The following is a 15252-nucleotide window of genomic DNA, read 5'->3' on the forward strand; positions in this document are numbered from 1 at the left end:
TCACGCGGTGTCGTTTAGAGTGGCCGAGAGGTTAGCATCTCCAGGCCCGCGACAGACTCGTTCAGCCCGAGAAACGACGATCCGTGCGGCGAACGCCGGCCCGATCGACGATCCGGGCCGCCCGCGAATTCGTCCCGATCCGCCGTTGGTTCGGCGGGCCGCGCGACGATGCAACAGGGTGCCGGCCGCCGACTATCGGCAGCCCATTGGCGCGCGCGTCATGCCGCAAGCCCTTTTTCGCCTTCAACCATCCGGATCGGGCCCGTGGTTTGTCCCGCACCCTGCCTGATGCTGAACTCGATCAGGTCTTCGTAAATCTCTCGTTGCCCGGCAGGCAGCAGGGGGAGCAGCGTCTCGCGCCGCTTGTTCGCATCGAACATCGATTCCACCAGCCATCCCGCCAGATAGAGCGACGCAAGGCAACCGCCCGCGGTCGCGACGTTGCCGTGGCACACCAGCGGCTGGTCCATCACTTGCAGTTCGAGTGCCTGCAAACCCTTTCGCGCGTCGGGATGCGTGGTGGCGCGGCGCTCCGGCAAGAGCCCGAGCCGTTCGAGAATGAAGGCGCCGCCGCAGATCGACCCGACCAGCTGGCGTTCCGGATCAAGATCGAACGACGGCAGGAAATCCGGACGGGCAAGCGCGGCCGGTACGCCTTCCTTGCCGCTCGAAAACAGGACAGCGTCGGCGCGATTGGCGTCGGCGAGCGGGCCGTGTGTCGGGATGGCCAGGCCATGTGCGGAATGCAGCACCGGCTGCGCTCCGAGGATCCGGACGCGCCAGTCGTTGTTGTTGCGGCCGAGAATGTCCCACATCAGGAACAGGTCGACGTCGGTGAACCGGTCGAATGCGATGAGCGCGATGTCTTTCAAGGCGAACCCCATGAAGAGTGGCGCGACGCCGGAAGCGGCAGCGGCCGTGATAGAGTTCGCAGCCTATCTGTCCATGCCGCACCATACACAGCCTGTATGGCGATGACGATGAGCACACTGACGCGAAACGACTGGATTGCAGCGGGCTTCGATGCCCTCGACGGGGAAGGGTATGCGGGCATTTCAGCCGAAAGCCTCGCGCGACGACTGAACGTGACCCGCGGATCGTTCTATCACCACTTCCGCAATCGCGAGGACTTCGTCAGGACGTTGCTGACCGCGTGGGAGGCAGACTACACGGCGCGCATGCTGGCGTATGCGGCGGGCGGCCGCGGTGCCGGCGACACGCTGGCGCGCTATCTGCGCGTCGCGGCCGAGAAGCGGCCCGGGCGTGAAATCGCGATCCGCGCCTGGGCGCTGCACGATCCGCTGGTCGCGGAATTCCAGCAGCGCGTCGACGCCGCGCGACTCGCGTTTGCGATCGACACGTCGCGCCGGCTGGTGCGCACGTCGGGCGATGCCGAGATCGTCGGGCAAGCCGTGCACTTGTGCCTGATCGGCGGCCAACAGGCCGGGCTGCGACGCGATGCCGACCGGTTCAACGGTTTCATGCAACGCGCTTTTTCTATGGCCGAACGTGTGCTGCCGATGCGTCGTGCATGACGCGTCATGCGGCCGGGTACCGGTGTGCGTGCTGCATGCGTAGGGCGGACTTGGTATCAGGCGGCCGGGTTCGCGTGTCCCGTGCGTATGACGTGGCGGGCGGCGCGATATCCCGCGCCGGCCACGGTCATGCGTGCTGCGGCAAGGAGGGCGCCGCCGCGCGATGGCGCAGATGAATCAGCGGATAGGGGCGCCCTTGGCCATCGCGCGCCGATCGCCCGCAGCGCTCGAAGCCGAGTCGTTCATAGAATCCCGCCGCCGATTCGTTCTGCTCGTTGACGTCGGTCGACAGGTCGGGATGACGCCTGAGCGCATCTTCCACGAGCAGGCGCCCGACACCCGCGCCATGGTGAGCGGGATCGACGAACAGCGCTTCCATGTGACTGCCGTCGAGCAGCATGAAGCCGATCGCGCGGTCGGTATCGTCGACGGCGAGATCGAGCGGCGCACCGGGCAGGAGCGCGACAACTTCGGATTCGATTGCGCGACGGTCGTCGTCGCTCAGGAAGTGGTGGGTGGCGTCGACCGCGTTGCGCCAGATATCCAGCACGCGTGCGCCGTCGGCCTGGGTGGACTTGCGAATTCTGATCATGGTTTGGCCCATCTTTGATTTGTCATTTGGAGTTCGGCGGGTGGCCGGTACCGTCATGGCCTCGATCGGGCCCCTCGCAACGGAGGCGGGAGCGACGGTGGTGTTTCAGTTCAGGTATTGGCCGGACGGCGTGCGTCGCCAACGGCCGCCGCGCGCTCGATCGCTCGTCGTGCGACATCGCGAACGCCCGCGCTCATCGGCAAGTCATCGCGGTCGAGTTCCGCGAGATCGAACCAGCGCGCATCGAGCGCATCGTCGTCGGCGGCAGGCGTGCCGCGCAGCCATCTGCACAGCACCGCGACCATGACGAAATGCTGACGCACGTCGCCGTCGGCATCGTAATCGAACGCGTCCAGCGCGGTAAAGACGTCGAGCGCCTCGACGTCGACGGCCGTTTCTTCGGCGATCTCGCGCACGATCGCGTTCGCAATCGATTCCCCCGCTTCGATCTTGCCGCCAGGAAAGCCCCAGCAGCCCGCATCGGGCGGATTGGCGCGGCGTACCAGCAGCACGTCGCGTTCCCGCAGGACGATGCCGATCACGGCGGGAACTGCGCGTACGGAGGCGGTGACAGTGGCCGAGGAGCGGGGTGAATCGGACATGATCGATCTACGCGCGGGCGCGTTCGAGTGGGTGGGGCGGCCGGCGACGATTCATCGCGCGTCGTGCGTGCGCTGCTCGATTGCGCGGATCACGGCGACCATGTCGTCCGCGCCATGGCCGGCCCGCTCGGTCTCGCCGTACAGCGCGTGGCAGAGGTCGAGCAACGGCGATGCGATGCCGATGCCGCGCGCGGATTCGGCGACGAGGCGCGCATTCTTCAGCACGTCGGTGATCGCGGCCTGCACCGAGAAATCCGCCGCGACGAGTTTGCCGAGCTTCACGCGCGACACGTCGCTCGCCATCGGGCCCGCGTTCAGCACGTCGGCGAAGCGGGCGAGATCGATGCCGTGGCGTTGCGCGAAATGCGTGGCTTCGGTCAGGCCGGTGACCATCGTGATCAGGAACAGGTTCACGGCGAGCTTCATCGTCAGCGCCGACGGCACGTCGCCGCACACGAAGCTGTCGCGGCACAGCGGCTTCACGAGCGCGCGGACGGCGTCGACGTCGTCCGGCGCGCCGGCGAGCATCACGACGAGTTGCCCGGCTTCGGCCGGCTTGCGCGACCCCGACACGGGCGCTTCGACGTAACGACCCGATGCGGCAGCGATGTCGTCGGCCAGTGCGCGCGAATACTCGGGCGCGTTCGTGCCCATGTTCACGATGGTGTGCCCGCCGACACGGGCGGCGAAACCGGGCGTGCCGCGCGCGAGGACGGCGTCGATTGCCGCGTCGTTCGCGAGCATCAGGATCACGGTGCGGCAGGCCGCGAACGCGTCGTCGATGTGCTCGGCCACGCGTGCGCCGGCGTCGCGCAGCGCATCGTCGCTGCCGTGCGACCGGCTCCATACGACAAGCGGCGTGCCGGCCCGCGCGAGATTGAGCGCCATCGGCGTGCCCATCACGCCGAGGCCGACGAATCCGACAGCGGTTTGCATGTTCTGGCTCCCACGGTGGATGGAGACGATCGTGGGCGTCAGTATCGCAGCGTTTCCGCACGCCTGCTATGTCGTCCGCGCACCCGCGGGAGCCACGTCACGGCCGCACCGACATGTCCGCCAGATACGGCCACGGATAGATGCCGCGCGCGTGACCGTCGCCGAATACGGCGCGGATGCCGTAGCCGGCTGCCTCGACGTTGTCGAGCGTCAGGTCGGGCCGTGGCTCGACGCGACCGCCGTCGAGCCGGATCCTTCTGCATTCCGCACACGGGCATTCGCTGCGCAACCGTGCATAGCCGATGCGTTGCGTGTGGCCGTCCGGCCAGCGGAGGGTCAACGTGCGTGCCGGATGATCGAGTGCGATTTCGATCGGCGAGATCATCGCGACGCCTCGTCGATTTGCCGGATCGCGATCCGCACGGCCTTGCGTACTTCCGGATCGTGATCCTCCAGCGCGCGGGTCAGCGCGGGCAACGTCGCGCGGTCGCGCAATTCGCCGAGCGCAAGCGCGGCTTCCTTGCGCAGGTTGCTGATCGCGTGCGACAGCAGCGCGACGACCGCCGGCGCCGCGGCCGCATCGCGCAGTTGCCCGAGCGCACGCGCGGCACGCAAGCGCACCTGCCAGTAGTCGTCGTCGAGCGCGGCGACGAGCGGTTCGCGCGCGGCCGCAACGTGCAGCTTGCCGAGCGTCGTGGCCGCTTCCTCGCGCACCTGCCATTCGCGGTCGCGCAGCGCGGCGAACAGTGCGTTGATGGTGGAGGCATCGTCGGGTGCCGCGAACCCGATCGCGCCGACCGCGGCGCGCCGCACCTCCGCTGCGGCATCGGTTGTCGCGATGTGCGAGAGCGGCGGCAGCGCGCGCGGATCCTTGAGCCAGCCGAGCACTGCCACGGCTTCGGCGCGCACGGCAGCGTGTTCGGCATCGAGCGCGTGCAGCGCGGGCGCGAATGCGTCGGGGTCGCGCAACTCGCGCAATCCGCGCAGCACGGCACGGCGCACGAACGGCTCGGGCCGCGCAGCCCAACGACACAGCACGGTGCCCGATACCGCATCCTTCAGTTCGGACAGGCTCTGCGCCGCGGCGGCACGCACGCCGTCGTCCGGATCGAGCAGCGCGACGCATAGGGCGTCGACGACGTCGGGCTGCTCCCACGCGCCGAGCACGCGGGCGGCTTCGCCGCGCACGTCGGCCGACGGATCGTCGCGCAGCGCGGCGACGAACAAGGGCACGAACGCTGGAAACTCGAGATCGGCGAGTTCGAACAGTGCGATGCGGCGCACCGAGGCATCGGGCGCGGCGAGGCGGGCGACGCGTGTGGCTTCGTCGGGGGCGGGTGCGCGGGGCAGCGCGGCAGCGAAGGAGGAGTCGGTCATGGGCGACGGGAAAAAGCGTTGAGGGACACGGTCAGCGCAGCAGGTAAGGGATGTCGACCTTGACCGCGCCGGTCGGGCAGTCGCGCTCGCACGGCATGCAGTACCAGCATTCGTCGAACTGCATGGTGGCCTTGCCCTTGGTCACGTCGATCGCGAGCAGGTCGAGCGGGCACACGTCGACGCAGACGGTGCAGCCCTTGTCGGCGATGCACAGGGCCTCGTCGATCGTGACGGGCGCGCTGCTGCGCTGGAAGATGTCGTGCGGGGAATGGGGCATGGCAAGGGTCCTCAAAGGGCGGCCGCGAGCGCGGCCGGTTCGCGGATACGCAGTTTCGTGTAGGCGGCGCGATCGTCGTCGGCAAGCGGCACGACGTACGGTTCGACCGGCCGCTTCTCGCTGCGCATCGCACCGTCGGCGTCCTTGCGCAGCCAGGTGTGGCAGAACCATTCGGCGTCGTTGCGATGCGGAAAGTCGACGCGATGGTGGTACAGCCCCCAGCGGCTCTCGGTGCGGAACAGCGACGCGCGCGCGGCCATCTCCGCGCAGTCGCGGATCGCACGCACCTCGGCGGCGCGCATCAGTTCGTGCGGGTGGTCTGCTTTGATCTCTTCGATATCCTCAGTAATGGCATCAAAGCGTTGCAGCCCGATTTCCATCTTGCGCGTCACCTTCGGCGGTTGCAGATAGTCGTTCACCATGCGGCGCAGCTTGTATTCGACCTGCGCCGGTGCCAGGCCGCGCTCGCGCAGCAGCGGGGCAAGCACGCGGGTGCGCTCGGCGGCGACCTGTTCGTCGTCCACCGGCGCATGCTCGCGGCCGGCCACGTAGTCGGCCGCGTTCTGCCCGGCAAACCAGCCGTACGTAAATGCGCCGAGCATGTAGTTGTGCGGGACGGCTGCCATGTCGCCGGCCGCGTAGAGCCCGGGCACGGTCGTCTCCGCGCGTGCGTTCACGTACACGCCGGATGCGCTGTGGCCGCTGCAGAAACCGATCTCGGAGATGTGCATCTCGACCATCTGGCTGCGGTAATCGGTGCCGCGCCCCGCATGGAAGCGGCCGCGGCTCGGCCGCTCGTTCGTATGCAGGATCTGCTCGATGGTCTGGATCGTCTCTTCCGCGAGATGGTCGAGCTTCAGGAACACGGGGCCGTTGCCGCTTTGCAGTTCCTGGTAGAACTCCCACATCATCTGGCCGCTCCAGTAATCGCATTCGATGAAACGTTCGCCCTTGCCGTTCGCGGTGAAACCGCCAAGCGGGCCCGTCACGTACGCGCACGCGGGGCCGTTGTAGTCCTTGATCAGCGGATTGATCTGGAAGCATTCGAGATTCGCGAGCGCGGCACCGGCGTGATAGGCCATCGCGTAGCCGTCGCCTGCGTTGGTCGGGTTCTCGTAGGTGCCCATCAGGTAGCCCGAGGCCGGCAGGCCGAGGCGGCCCGCCGCGCCGCAGCAGAGAATCACGGCCTTTGCGCGGATCACGTGGAACCCGGCGGTGCGGCAGTCGAAGCCGAGCACGCCGCTCGCGCGGCCCTGCGCGTCGGTCAGCACGCGCGTCGCGACGATCCGGTTCGTGATCGCGATGCGCGCGCGCTTCAACTGCCGGTACAGCACTTTCTTGATGTCGTGTCCTTCGGGCATCGGCAGCACGTACGAGCCCATGTGATGGACCTTCTTCACCGCGTAGTCGCCGGTGCCGTCCTTCTCGAACTTCACGCCCCAGCGGTCGAGCTGCTCGATCGTCGCGAAACTGTGCGTCGCATACGCGTACACAGCTTCCTGGTCGACGATCCCGTCGTTGGCGATCGTGATCTCGCGTGTGTATTGCTCGGGCGTCGCATGCCCGGGAATCACCGCGTTGTTCAGGCCGTCCATGCCCATCGAGATCGCGCCGCTGCGCTTCACGTTGGCTTTCTCGAGCAGCAGCACGCGCAGGGACGGGTCGCGTTCCTTCGCCTTGATCGCCGCCATCGGGCCGGCCGTGCCGCCGCCGACCACGACGATGTCGTATTCGAGCACATGGGTAGTCATCGTTGTTTCCTTGCAGGTTGGCGCGGTTTCTGCCGGTCGATGCGCAGCCGGTACTGGAAGGCGTCGCCGCGGAAGTAGAGATATTCGTAGTCGATCGGTGCGCCCGATGCGTCATGCGTGAGGCGCTCGATGCGCAGCACGGGGCTGCTTTCCTCGACGTGCAGCGCATCGACGATTTCGTCGTCGGCGAGGATCGCGTCGATCGTCACGTCGGCATGGCCGAGCGGGATGCCGCAGTCGTTTTCCAGTACCAGGAAGATGTCGCGGGTCGCGAGATCGGCGCCCGCGAGGCGCTTGCCGAGGGCTTCGGGCACCCAGGTCTGTTCGAGCGACACGGGTTCGCGATTCAGCAGCCGCACGCGATGAATCTCGACGAGCGGCGCGCCTTCGGGCACGTTCAGCTTCGTCGCGAGATGGCGGTCGGCCTTGACGGTGCGGAAACTGCGCACCTGGTTGACGATCTCGTAGCCCATCGACGACATCGCCTCGGCGAAGCCCTGCAGCGATGTCACGTTCTGGAACGCCTTCGGCTTCGACACGAAGGTGCCCTTGCCATGCAGCTTGAACAGCAGTCCTTCCTTCTGCAGATCGCCGAGCGCCTGGCGCACCGTGATACGGCTGACGTCGAACATCGCACAGAGTTCGTGCTCGGAAGGCATCCGGTTGTGCGGCGCATAGGTGCCGTCGAGAATGCGCGCGCGCAGCGTGTCCTTGATCTGCACGTAGAGCGGGGCCGCCGACAGCGGCACGACGTTGGGTGAGGTCATCGATCAACTTGTTATGACAAGATCGCTCGAGTGTAGTCAGCGCAATCGCGCGTCCCAACCAACTATTTCTGATTTCTACTTTCCGATTCCGGAAAAGCGCGGCGGCAGGGGGCCGGCCGAACGGACGATCCGGCGTGCGGTGTCGGCACGATCCGCACGTTGCGGGCAGAGCGGATCGGCGGACAATGAAAAAATTCGCCGGCGCGTGCGCCGCGCATGTCGATTTCCCGATGCGTCGCCCGTCGTATCCATGTCGACCGGGCATTGCGCCACGCAGGTGGCGCCCGGTTCCCGAGGATCGCCATAACGAACAGGAGGCACCCCATGCCGGACTCCCGATACCGCTGGGTCATCGTCGCAGCGGGCGGCCTGATGGGCTGCATCGCGATCGGCGCGATGTTTTCGCTGCCGGTGTTCCTGCGCGCGATCGCGCGCGACACGGGCTGGTCGATGACCGGCATATCCGGCGCGATGACGCTCGGGTTCATCGCGATGGCTTTCGCGAGCATGGGGTGGGGCAGCCTGTCGGACCGTATCGGCACGCGCCCGGTCGTCATGACGGGCGCCGTCCTGCTGTCGGCAAGCCTGGCGCTGGCGAGTCGCGCGCCGTCGCTGCTCGCGTTCCAGCTGGCTTTCGGCCTCGCCGTCGGCGGCGCGACGGCCGCGATATTCGCGCCGATGATGGCGTGCGTGACGGGCTGGTTCGACACGCACCGCAGCCTGGCGGTGTCGCTCGTGTCGGCCGGCATGGGGATGGCGCCGATGACGATGGCCCCGCTGGCCGCATGGCTCGTGTCGGTGCGCGACTGGCGCACGTCGATGCTGCTGATTGCGGCGCTGGCGGCCGTCGTGATGATTCCGGCGTCGCTGCTGGTGCGCCGGGCTCCGGCGCTCGATCATGCACCCGCGCACGCGGCGCCTGCGGCCGCCGGCGCACCCGCAGCAATGTCGGTCGCGGATGCGCTGCGCTCGCCGCAGTTCATCGTGCTGCTGCTGACCAACTTCTTCTGTTGCGCGACGCATTCGGGCCCGATCTTCCATACGGTCAGCTACGCGGTGACGTGCGGGATTCCGCTGATCGTCGCGGTGTCGATCTACAGCGTCGAAGGGCTCGCCGGCATGGGCGGCCGGATCGTGTTCGGGATCCTGGGCGACCGCATCGGCGCGAAGCGCATGCTGGTGGCCGGGCTGCTCGCGCAGGCGCTCGGCGCGCTCGGATACGACTTCGTGCGCACGCTCGACGGGTTTTACGCGGTCGCGACCTTGTTCGGCTTCATCTATGCAGGCGTGATGCCGCTGTATTCGGTACTCGCGCGCGAGAACTTCCCGCTGCGGATGATGGGCACCGTGATCGGCGGCTGCGCGATGGCCGGCAGCCTCGGGATGGCCGCGGGCCCCGTGGCCGGCGGCCTGATCATCGATACGTTCGGCAGCTATGGGTGGTTGTACGTCGGTTCGTTCGCGATCGGCGTCGGCGCGTTCCTGATGGCGATGATGTTCCGCCCGTTTGCGAAAACGCGACCGGAAGCGGTGGCCGCGTAACCCGTGACGGAAGCGGGGCGGCTTTCCATTTCGCCCGATCGGCGCGGCCTGGCTCGCGTTGCCGCAGATAAAAACAGGGCTCGACACCGCATGCGTTAGCCGGTGTCCGGACGGCCCGCAGCCCGCTGCGGCGCAGCAGAGCGGCAACTGATGCCGATCGGCGCGCATGCGTCACGATTCGGCCCCTAAAAGCGCAATATCGAGCATGTATTCGAAGGGCCTGTCATACCCGCGTCACCCTGCTAGAATTCGGCCTGCCGCATTGTTCCAATTGACTGATGAGATTGCTTGACGCCCTGGTCGAACAACGTATTGCCGCCGCCGCTGCGCGGGGCGAGTTCGACGATTTGCCGGGTACCGGCGCGCCGCAGACGCTGGATGACGACCTGCTCGTACCCGAGGAGGTGCGGGTGGCCAACCGTATCCTGAAGAATGCGGGCTTTGTGCCGCCGGCCGTCGAGCAATTGCGCGCGCTGCGCAACCTGCATGACGAAGTGCAGGCGGTCAGCGACCGTGCCGCGCGGTGCCGGCTGCAGGCGAAAATCCTCGCGCTCGACATGGCGCTCGAATCGCTGCGCGGCGGCCCGATGGTGATGCCGCGCGACTACTGCCGGCGCATCGCGGAGCGCCTGTGCGAGCGCGGGCTCGACGAAGCGTCCGCCGAAGCGGGGCCGATGTGACGTCCGACGCGCTGCACGACGCAGCCCGGTCGGCAGGCGCCCCGGCGGCCGAACCCGCCGCCGATTCTCCCGTTCCCGAAGCCGCGCCCGTATCGGCGCGCGACCTGCATTTCATGCGTCTTGCGCAGGCTGCCGCCGAAGAGGCGCGCGCGGCCGGTGAGGTGCCGGTCGGTGCGGTGCTCGTGCGTGGCGACGAAGTGATCGCACGCGGCTTCAACCATCCGATCGGCGGGCACGACCCGTCGGCCCATGCGGAAATGGCGGCGCTGCGGATGGCCGCGCAGCATCTGCAGAATTACCGGATGCCCGGCTGCGAACTGTACGTGACGCTCGAGCCGTGCCTGATGTGCGCGGGTGCGATCATGCATGCGCGCATCGCGCGGGTCGTCTACGGCGCCGCCGATCCGAAGACGGGCGCCTGCGGCAGCGTGATCGACGCGTTCGCGAATCCGCAGCTGAACCACCATACCGACGTGACCGGCGGCGTGCTCGCCGACGAGTGCGGCGCCGCGCTGAAGTCGTTTTTCGCCGAGCGCCGTCGCGCGCTGCGCGCAGCACGGCTGGCCCGCGACGCCGAATCCGGCGCGTCATAGGCGCGCCCGTCGCGCCCGTCGCCCCCTGAGAACCGGGCGCGCACGGCTTCGTGAACCGGAGACGGTTCGGACCCTCTAAGCAGGTTTGACGACCCGACACCTTTCTCCACCATGTCCTTCCAGCCCGCTGCGTCCTACACCATCCGCCTGCTTGCGCCGTCCGGCTATCCGCACGACCCGGACGCGATCAATCGCGCGCTCGAGCGCCTCAGCACCGCGCAGCACCGCATCGAGAACATCGAGGCGACGCAGCGGCGCTTCCAGCGCTTCGGCGGCACCGACGGCGAGCGGGCGGGCGACCTGAACCGTCTTGCCGATCCCGAGCGGCCGCTGCCGGACATCGCGCTCGCGGTGCGCGGCGGCTACGGCGCCGCGCGCATCCTGCACGGGCTCGACTATCGCGGGCTCGAACGCAGGCTGCGCGACCAGCCGGTCGCGCTAGTCGGCCACAGCGACTTCACGGCGCTCCAGCTCGCGCTGTACGCGAAGGCGCGCATCAAGACGTTCGGCGGCCCGATGCTGTCCGCCGACTTCGGCGCGGAAACGCCGAGCGATTTCACGATGCAGCACTTCTGGCAGACGCTGACGCAGCCGAGCACGACGATCATCGCCGAAGCGCCGCAGGTGCAGAGCGTGAACGTGACGGGCACGCTGTGGGGCGGCAACCTCGCGATCCTCACGTCGCTCGTCGGCACGCCGTACATGCCCGACATCGAAGGCGGCATCCTGTTCATCGAGGACGTCAACGAGCAGCCGTTCCGGATCGAACGGATGATCTATCAACTGCACCTGTCGGGGCTGCTCGCGCGCCAGCAGGCGCTCGTGCTCGGCCAGTTCACCGGCGCGCGGCCGTTCGAGTACGACAACGGCTACGACATGCAGGCGATGATCGACCAGGTGCGCGCAGTGGTCGGGATTCCGGTCGTCACGGGGCTCCAGTTCGGCCACGTGCCCGATCTGCTGACGCTACCGTTCGGCGCGCAGGCGCAACTGGTCGCGAATGCGCACGGCTTCCGGCTCACGCTGTCGGACTATCCGCACCTTGGCTGAGATGGGAGCGATCGATCGAAAGGCGGGTTTCCCGCCTTTTTCTTTATGTAAATGCGCAACTAACGGTCAAGAATTTTCGTCGACGCCAGCCGCATCGGCGCGGATTTTTGCACCAGTTTTGTCAACAAAATTCCCTGAAGGGTATACAACGAGAAGCGCCTCAGTCGTACGTATTGGCCTTGCCATGCATGGATTCGACGCATCGTGCACCGAACGAGGTCGCATCGATGCACGCCAATTGTGCGCAATGCCGGAAAAGAATTGTTGACAATCTTTATGTCCGCCCTAGGATGAGGATCATCACACGATGCCGATCATGAACGAGCCTGATTCCCACCTGTCCGGCGCAGCCAGTCCCGAAGCGATCGCCGAGCGGATCCGCACCGCGATCCTCGAGCATCGGCTCGCGCCTGGTGCGAAGCTGACGGAGGCGCAGCTCTGCGACGTGTTCAACGTGAAGCGCGGGGCGATCCGCCAGGCGCTCGCGCAGCTCGCGACCGACAAGCTGGTCGAACTCGAGCCGAACCGCGGCGCGTTCGTCGCGAGCCCGACGCTGCAGGACGTGCACGAGGTGTTCGAGATGCGCCGGATCATCGAGCTTGCCGTGGTCGAACGGCTCGCGACCGGGCCGGGCGCGAAGCGGCTGAAAGGGGTCGCCGCGCTGATCGACAAGGAACGCAAGGCGTTCGAGCGGCACGACTTCGCGGCCTGGATCCGCCTGTCGGGCGAATTCCATACGGCGCTTGCCACGCTGATGGGCAATGCGACGCTCAGCGAGTGCCTCGAAGGGCTCGTCGCACGCTCGACGCTGATGTCGGCGCTGTACGAATCGCACGGGCGCAGCCCGTGCTCGTGCGACGACCACGACGAGATCCTCGCCGCGCTGGAGGCGGGCGATCCGAAGCGGGCGGTGACGCTGATGGCGCACCACCTGCAGCATGTCGAACTGAAGATGCTGGACCGGCCCGCACAAGGGCAGGTCGATTTGCGCGAAGTGTTCGGCGGCGCCTGAGCGGCGACGCGAACCCGGCCGCGCGCCACAGAACGAGCGAAATGCAGGCCCGCGGTGTTTGCCGCGGGCCGCTGGTCCGACTCCGGGCGTCGATCCGGAGCGATATCGATGACGGTGGAGCGGCCGGCCGGCCGCGTCAAGGAGAAGTCATGGCTCAGTTCAGTGTGGCGCACGACAGCGCCTATCCGGCGGAAGAAGGCGGCGAGGGCGGCGACCCGACACTGCCGAATGGTTACAGCGAACGTCTGTACAACGAAGATTTGGCACCCCTTAAAAATCAGACGTGGGGGGCATACAACATCTTCGCGTTCTGGATGTCGGACGTGCACAGCGTCGGTGGCTACGTGTTCGCGGGCAGCCTGTTCGCGCTCGGGCTGACGAGCTGGCAGGTGCTGATCGCGCTGATCGTCGGCATTGGCCTGGTGAACGGGCTGTGCAACCTGATCGCGCGGCCGAGCCAGCAGATCGGCGTGCCGTACCCGGTTGCGTGCCGCGCGACGTTCGGCGTGCTCGGCGCGAACGTGCCGGCCGTGATCCGCGGGCTGATCGCGATCGCGTGGTACGGCATCCAGACCTATCTCGCGTCGAGCGCGCTCGTGATCGTCGTGCTGAAATTCTTCCCGCAATGGCTGCCTTACGCGGACGTGCATCGCTACGGCTTCCTCGGGCTCTCGGCGGTCGGCTGGGCCGGCTTCATGCTGCTGTGGGTGCTCCAGGCGTTCGTGTTCTGGAACGGGATGGAGACGATCAAGAAGTTCATCGACTTCGCGGGGCCGGCCGTGTACGTCGTGATGTTCATCCTCGCCGGCTACATGGTGTGGCGCGCGGGCTGGCGCAACATCGGCCTCAATCTCGGCGGCGTGAAGTACCACGGCGCGGAAGTGATTCCCGTGATGATCACGGCCGTGTCGCTGGTCGTGTCGTACTTCTCCGGGCCGATGCTGAACTTCGGCGATTTCTCGCGCTACTGCCGCTCGTTCGGCGACGTGAAGCGCGGCAATTTCTGGGGGCTGCCCGTCAACTTCCTCGCGTTCTCGCTCGTCACGGTGATCACCACCGCCGCGACGCTGCCGGTGTTCGGCGAACTGATCACCGACCCGGTCGCGACGGTCGGCCGCATCGACCATCCGACCGCGGTGATCCTCGGCGCGCTGACGTTCACGATCGCGACGATCGGCATCAACATCGTCGCGAACTTCGTGTCGCCCGCGTTCGACTTCTCGAACGTCGCGCCGCGGCTGATCAGCTGGCGTGCGGGCGGGATGCTCGCGGCCGTCGCATCGATCTTCATCACGCCGTGGAACCTGTTCAACAACCCGGCCGTGATCCACTACACGCTCGACGTGCTCGGCGCGTTCATCGGCCCGCTGTACGGCGTGCTGATCGCCGATTTCTACCTCGTCAAGCGCGGCCGCCTCGTGCGCGACGACCTGTACACGATGTCTGAAAACGGCACGTACTGGTACACGGGCGGCGTGAACCGTCGCGCACTCGCCGCGCTGTTGCCGGCCGCGGTGATCGCGATCGCGTGCGTGATGGTGCCGGGCTGGCAGGGCGTCGCGAACTTCTCGTGGTTCATCGGCGCGGGCCTAGGCTTCGTGTTCTACCGGCTGCTCGTGAGCGCGAAGGCCTGAGGAGCATGCGATGAAGATCCGACTGATCAATCCGAATACGACCCAGCGGATGACCGACGCGATGGGCCGCTGCGCGCGCGAGGTCGCGGCCGCCGGCACGGAGATCGTGGCGGTGAGCCCGCCAATGGGGCCGCCGTCGATCGAAGGGTATTACGACGAGGCGCTCGCGACGCCCGGGCTGCTGGCCGAGATCGCGCAGGGCGAGCGCGACGGCTGCGACGCGTACGTGATCGCGTGCTTCGGCGATCCCGGCCTCTACGCGGCACGCGAGCTCGCACGCGGGCCGGTGATCGGCATTGCCGAGGCCGCGATGCATGCGGCGAGCGTGCTTGCGCCGGGCTTCTCGGTCGTCACGACACTCGCGCGCACCTGCGGGATGGCGTGGCACCTCGCGGAGCGCTATGGGATGAAGCGGTTCTGCCGCAACGTGCGCGCGACCGATGTCGCGGTGCTCGAGCTCGACCGGCCCGGCTCGGCCGCACGCCGGATCATCGTCGATGAATGCCGGCGCGCGCTCGACGAGGACGGTGCCGACGCGATCGTGCTCGGCTGCGCGGGGATGGCCGAGTTCGCGCACGAGATCGAGCAGCAGATCGGCGCGCCGGTGGTCGAGGGCGTCACGGCAGCCGTCAAGTGGGCCGAGGCGCTCGTTGCGCTGCGCCTCGCGACCGCGAAGCGCGGCGACTACGCGCGCCCGCTGCCGAAGCGCTACGACGGCGCGTTCGCCCGCTTCAGCCCGCCGGACGGGGATGAGGCGGAACCGGTCCCGAATTTGCCGCAACCGCACATACACACCGTCTGACATGCACTATCTGCGCCGCTGTATGGGCGCGTATGGGCGTTTTCGCTACACTGGGCCGTCATCGCATCGGCTTGCGCAGCCGGCCTCCGGCACCCGCGCGGT

Annotated in this window: 17 protein-coding genes; 8 read left to right on the top strand and 9 right to left on the bottom strand. The window is 67.4% G+C overall.

Translation table 11 applies throughout. The features are described 5' to 3' along the window. Nucleotides 1-218 precede the first annotated feature (218 nt). The gene (locus B7G54_RS12535) at nt 219-815 is read right to left on the bottom strand and encodes a DJ-1/PfpI family protein (RefSeq protein WP_425266476.1); all 597 of its coding nucleotides are present in this window, start codon (nt 813-815) and stop codon (nt 219-221) included. Here B7G54_RS12535 and B7G54_RS12540 point away from each other — a divergent pair. Further along, nucleotides 744-1535: a TetR/AcrR family transcriptional regulator gene (locus B7G54_RS12540; RefSeq protein ID WP_425266477.1), complete on the top strand. Its 792-nt coding sequence runs from the start codon at nt 744-746 to the stop codon at nt 1533-1535. The two genes, B7G54_RS12535 and B7G54_RS12540, sit on opposite strands and share 72 nt — an antisense overlap. 127 nt (nt 1536-1662) lie before the next feature. Here B7G54_RS12540 and B7G54_RS12545 read toward each other — a convergent pair whose 3' ends face one another. From B7G54_RS12545 to B7G54_RS12580, 8 genes are all read right to left on the bottom strand, one after another. Then, the gene (locus tag B7G54_RS12545; RefSeq protein WP_085039378.1) at nt 1663-2127 is read right to left on the bottom strand and encodes an acetyltransferase; all 465 of its coding nucleotides are present in this window, start codon (nt 2125-2127) and stop codon (nt 1663-1665) included. A gap of 110 nt (nt 2128-2237) precedes the next feature. Continuing rightward, nucleotides 2238-2729: an NUDIX hydrolase gene (locus tag B7G54_RS12550; protein WP_085039379.1), complete on the bottom strand. Its 492-nt coding sequence runs from the start codon at nt 2727-2729 to the stop codon at nt 2238-2240. Between the two features lie 51 nt (nt 2730-2780). Then, on the bottom strand, nt 2781-3665 hold the full coding sequence (locus B7G54_RS12555; protein WP_085039380.1) for an NAD(P)-dependent oxidoreductase: 885 nt from the start codon (nt 3663-3665) through the stop codon (nt 2781-2783). Nucleotides 3666-3762: 97 nt separating this feature from the next. Next, nucleotides 3763-4050, bottom strand: coding sequence for a gamma-butyrobetaine hydroxylase-like domain-containing protein (locus tag B7G54_RS12560; protein ID WP_085039381.1), 288 nt, complete (start codon nt 4048-4050; stop codon nt 3763-3765). After that, the gene (locus B7G54_RS12565) at nt 4047-5042 is read right to left on the bottom strand and encodes a HEAT repeat domain-containing protein (RefSeq protein WP_085039382.1); all 996 of its coding nucleotides are present in this window, start codon (nt 5040-5042) and stop codon (nt 4047-4049) included. The genes B7G54_RS12560 and B7G54_RS12565 overlap by 4 nt, the downstream gene beginning before the upstream one ends. A gap of 31 nt (nt 5043-5073) precedes the next feature. Next, nucleotides 5074-5319 (bottom strand): 4Fe-4S dicluster domain-containing protein, encoded by a 246-nt coding sequence (locus B7G54_RS12570; RefSeq protein WP_085039383.1) that lies wholly within the window; start codon nt 5317-5319, stop codon nt 5074-5076. A gap of 11 nt (nt 5320-5330) precedes the next feature. Continuing rightward, complete coding sequence (locus B7G54_RS12575) at nt 5331-7070, bottom strand: fumarate reductase/succinate dehydrogenase flavoprotein subunit (RefSeq protein WP_085039384.1); 1740 nt, start codon at nt 7068-7070, stop codon at nt 5331-5333. Next, nucleotides 7067-7837 carry a GntR family transcriptional regulator gene (locus B7G54_RS12580; RefSeq protein ID WP_085039385.1) on the bottom strand — a complete coding sequence of 257 codons (771 nt, stop codon included), beginning with the start codon at nt 7835-7837 and terminating at the stop codon, nt 7067-7069. The genes B7G54_RS12575 and B7G54_RS12580 overlap by 4 nt, the downstream gene beginning before the upstream one ends. A 324-nt stretch (nt 7838-8161) precedes the next feature. Here B7G54_RS12580 and B7G54_RS12585 point away from each other — a divergent pair, with 324 nt between their 5' ends. The 7 genes from B7G54_RS12585 to B7G54_RS12615 all read left to right on the top strand — a co-directional run bounded on the left by B7G54_RS12585 (nt 8162) and on the right by B7G54_RS12615 (nt 15150). Then, entirely contained in the window at nt 8162-9379 is a 1218-nt protein-coding gene (locus tag B7G54_RS12585) for an MFS transporter (protein WP_085039386.1), read from the top strand. 278 nt (nt 9380-9657) lie between these two features. Next, nucleotides 9658-10059, top strand: coding sequence for a DnaJ family domain-containing protein (locus tag B7G54_RS12590; RefSeq protein WP_085039387.1), 402 nt, complete (start codon nt 9658-9660; stop codon nt 10057-10059). Beyond that, entirely contained in the window at nt 10056-10652 is a 597-nt protein-coding gene (tadA, locus tag B7G54_RS12595) for a tRNA adenosine(34) deaminase TadA (RefSeq protein WP_085039388.1), read from the top strand. The genes B7G54_RS12590 and tadA overlap by 4 nt, the downstream gene beginning before the upstream one ends. 111 nt (nt 10653-10763) lie before the next feature. Then, nucleotides 10764-11702 carry a muramoyltetrapeptide carboxypeptidase gene (gene ldcA, locus B7G54_RS12600; protein WP_085039389.1) on the top strand — a complete coding sequence of 313 codons (939 nt, stop codon included), beginning with the start codon at nt 10764-10766 and terminating at the stop codon, nt 11700-11702. A 307-nt stretch (nt 11703-12009) separates the two neighbouring features. Next, nucleotides 12010-12714 (top strand): GntR family transcriptional regulator, encoded by a 705-nt coding sequence (locus B7G54_RS12605; RefSeq protein WP_085039390.1) that lies wholly within the window; start codon nt 12010-12012, stop codon nt 12712-12714. Nucleotides 12715-12863: 149 nt separating this feature from the next. Further along, complete coding sequence (locus tag B7G54_RS12610; RefSeq protein WP_085039391.1) at nt 12864-14348, top strand: NCS1 family nucleobase:cation symporter-1; 1485 nt, start codon at nt 12864-12866, stop codon at nt 14346-14348. 10 nt (nt 14349-14358) lie between these two features. Beyond that, nucleotides 14359-15150: an aspartate/glutamate racemase family protein gene (locus tag B7G54_RS12615; RefSeq protein ID WP_085039392.1), complete on the top strand. Its 792-nt coding sequence runs from the start codon at nt 14359-14361 to the stop codon at nt 15148-15150. Nucleotides 15151-15252 lie beyond the last annotated feature (102 nt).

It is taken from the genome of Burkholderia puraquae (assembly GCF_002099195.1).
In the GTDB taxonomy this organism is placed as follows: domain Bacteria; phylum Pseudomonadota; class Gammaproteobacteria; order Burkholderiales; family Burkholderiaceae; genus Burkholderia; species Burkholderia puraquae.